Annotated in this window: 2 protein-coding genes; both read right to left on the minus strand. The window is 69.8% G+C overall.

Translation table 11 applies throughout. The features are described 5' to 3' along the window. On the minus strand, positions 1–288 hold a 288-nt coding region (locus VG296_RS28460), incomplete at its 3' end, for a M16 family metallopeptidase (RefSeq protein WP_325571313.1). Beyond that, positions 289–2,655: a polyribonucleotide nucleotidyltransferase gene (locus VG296_RS28465; protein WP_325571315.1), complete on the minus strand. Its 2,367-nt coding sequence runs from the start codon at positions 2,653–2,655 to the stop codon at positions 289–291. It abuts the gene before it with no gap. Position 2,656: the final 1 nt, after the last annotated feature.

Raw genomic sequence — 2,656 nt, forward strand, 5'->3', positions numbered from 1 at the left:
CACCCGCGCGTAGTAGCAGGTGTACTCCTTCGCGGTGAACGCGTTCATCTCGCCGCCGACCGCGTCCATCTCGGCCGAGATCTCCAGCGCGGTGCGCCGGCTGGTGCCCTTGAACAGCAGGTGCTCCAGGTAGTGCGTCGCTCCCGCGTGCGCGTGGTCCTCGTCCCGGGAGCCGACGCCGACCCAGATGCCCAGCGCCACCGACCGCACGGCGGGCAGGAACTCGGTAACGACCCTCAGCCCGCCGGGCAGGACGGTGCGACGGACGTGGCTTGGTTCGGTAGTCATCTACTCGTGGTGCCCCCGGGTACGGTGCCGGGTCCGGCGATGACCATCCTGCCCGTCGCCGCTCCGGTCGCCGCCGCCGCGCTCGCCGCGGTCGCGGTCGCCGCGGTCCCCGCTGCGGGGCCGGTCGCCGCGGTCACGGGACGGCTCGCCACCGGACAGGTCCTCGCCGGCCGCCTCGCGCTCGACGACCTCGACCGGCACCAGGGACAGCTTGCCGCGGTCGTCGATCTCGCGGATCTCGACCTGGATCTTGTCGCCGATGTGGATCACGTCGTCGATGTTCTCGATCCGCCTGCCGCCGTGCAGCTTGCGGATCTGGGTGATGTGCAGCAGGCCGTCCTTGCCCGGCAGCAGGCTGACGAACGCACCGAAGGTCGTGGTCTTGACGACCGTGCCGAGGAAGCGCTCCCCGACCTCGGGCATGTGCGGGTTGGCGATGGCGTTGATCGCGGCCCGGGCCGCCTCGGCCGAGGGCCCGTCGGTGGCCCCGACGTAGATGGTGCCGTCGTCCTCGATGGTGATCTCGGCGCCCGTGTCGTCCTGGATCGAGTTGATCATCTTGCCCTTGGGCCCGATGACCTCGCCGATCTTGTCCACCGGCACCTTGATCGTGATGATCCGCGGCGCGTACGGGGACATCTCGCCGGGCTGGCTGATCGCACCGCGCATGACCTCGAGAATGGTCATCCGGGCCCCGCGGGCCTGCTTCAGCGCCGCGGCAAGCACCGAGGCGGGGATGCCGTCGAGCTTGGTGTCCAGCTGCAGCGCGGTGATCACCTGCTCGGTGCCCGCCACCTTGAAGTCCATGTCGCCGAACGCGTCCTCGGCGCCGAGGATGTCGGTCAGCGTCACGTACTGGCCGCCCTCGTGGATCAGGCCCATGGCGATGCCGGACACCATGTCCTTCAGCGGCACGCCCGCGTCCAGCAGCGACATCGTTGAGGCGCAGACCGAGCCCATGGACGTGGAGCCGTTCGAGCTGATCGCCTCCGACACCTGCCGGATCGCGTACGGGAACTCCTCGCGGGCGGGCAGCACCGGGAGCAGCGCCCGCTCGGCGAGCGCGCCGTGCCCGATCTCGCGACGCTTGGGCGAGCCGACCCGGCCGGTCTCACCGGTCGAGTAGGGCGGCATGTTGTAGTTGTGCATGTAGCGCTTGGTCCGCTCGGGGTTGAGCGTGTCGATCATCTGCTCCATCCGGAGCATGTTCAGCGTGGTCACGCCCAGGATCTGAGTCTCGCCCCGCTCGAACAGCGCGGAGCCGTGCACCCGGGGCAGCACGTGGCTCATGGCGGACAGCGCCCGGATGTCGGCCAGGCCGCGGCCGTCGATGCGCACCCCGTCCCGGATGATCCGCTCCCGGACCAGCTTCTTGGTCAGCGAGCGGAACGCGGCGCTGATCTCCTTCTCGCGCCCCTCGAACTGCTCGGCGAGCTTCTCCTGGGCCAGCGCCTTGACCCGGTCGGTCTCGGCCTCGCGGTCGTGCTTGCCCGCGATGGTCAGCGCCTTGGCCAGCTCGTCGGAGACCTCGCGCGCCACCGCGTCGTACACGTCCTCGGTGTAGTCGACGAACACCGGGTACTCGGCGTGCGCCGCGCCCCCGGCCTCGGCCGACTCGGCGGCGAGCCGCTGCTGCGCCTCGCACAGGATCTTGATGAAGGGCTTGGCGGCGTCCAGGCCCTCGGCCACCGTGTCCTCGGTGGGGGCGACGGCGCCGCTGCCGGAATCGGCCAGCAGCTTGAGCGTCTCGGGGGTGGACTCGGCCTCCACCATCATGATGGCCACGTCGCCGTCCCCGAGTACCCGGCCCGCGACCACCATGTCGAAGGTGGCCTGCGCCAGCTGCTCATGGACGGGGAACGCGACCCACTGGCCCTTGATCAGGGCCACTCGCACGCCGCCGATGGGGCCGGAAAACGGCAGGCCCGCCAGCTGGGTGGACATGGAGGCGGCGTTGATCGCCACCACGTCGTACAGGTGCTGCGGGTCGAGCGCGAGAATCGTCTCGACGATCTGGATCTCGTTGCGCAGCCCCTTGACGAAGGACGGGCGCAGCGGCCGGTCGATGAGCCGGCAGGTCAGGATGGCGTCCTCGGACGGACGGCCCTCCCGACGGAAAAAAGAGCCGGGAATCCGGCCCGCCGCGTACATCCGCTCTTCCACGTCGACCGTGAGCGGGAAGAAGTCCAGGTTCTCCTTGGGCTGCTTGGACGCCGTGGTGGCGGAGAGCACCACGGTCTCGCCGTCCAGGGTCACCAAAGCGGACCCGGCGGCCTGACGAGCCAGCCGGCCCGTCTCGAACCTGATTGTATGTACGCCAAACTCACCGTTGTCGATAACGGCTTCGGCGCTTCGGACACCCTCCACG

The sequence above is a fragment of the Actinospica sp. genome, from assembly GCF_035552695.1.
GTDB lineage: Bacteria > Actinomycetota > Actinomycetes > Streptomycetales > Catenulisporaceae > Actinospica.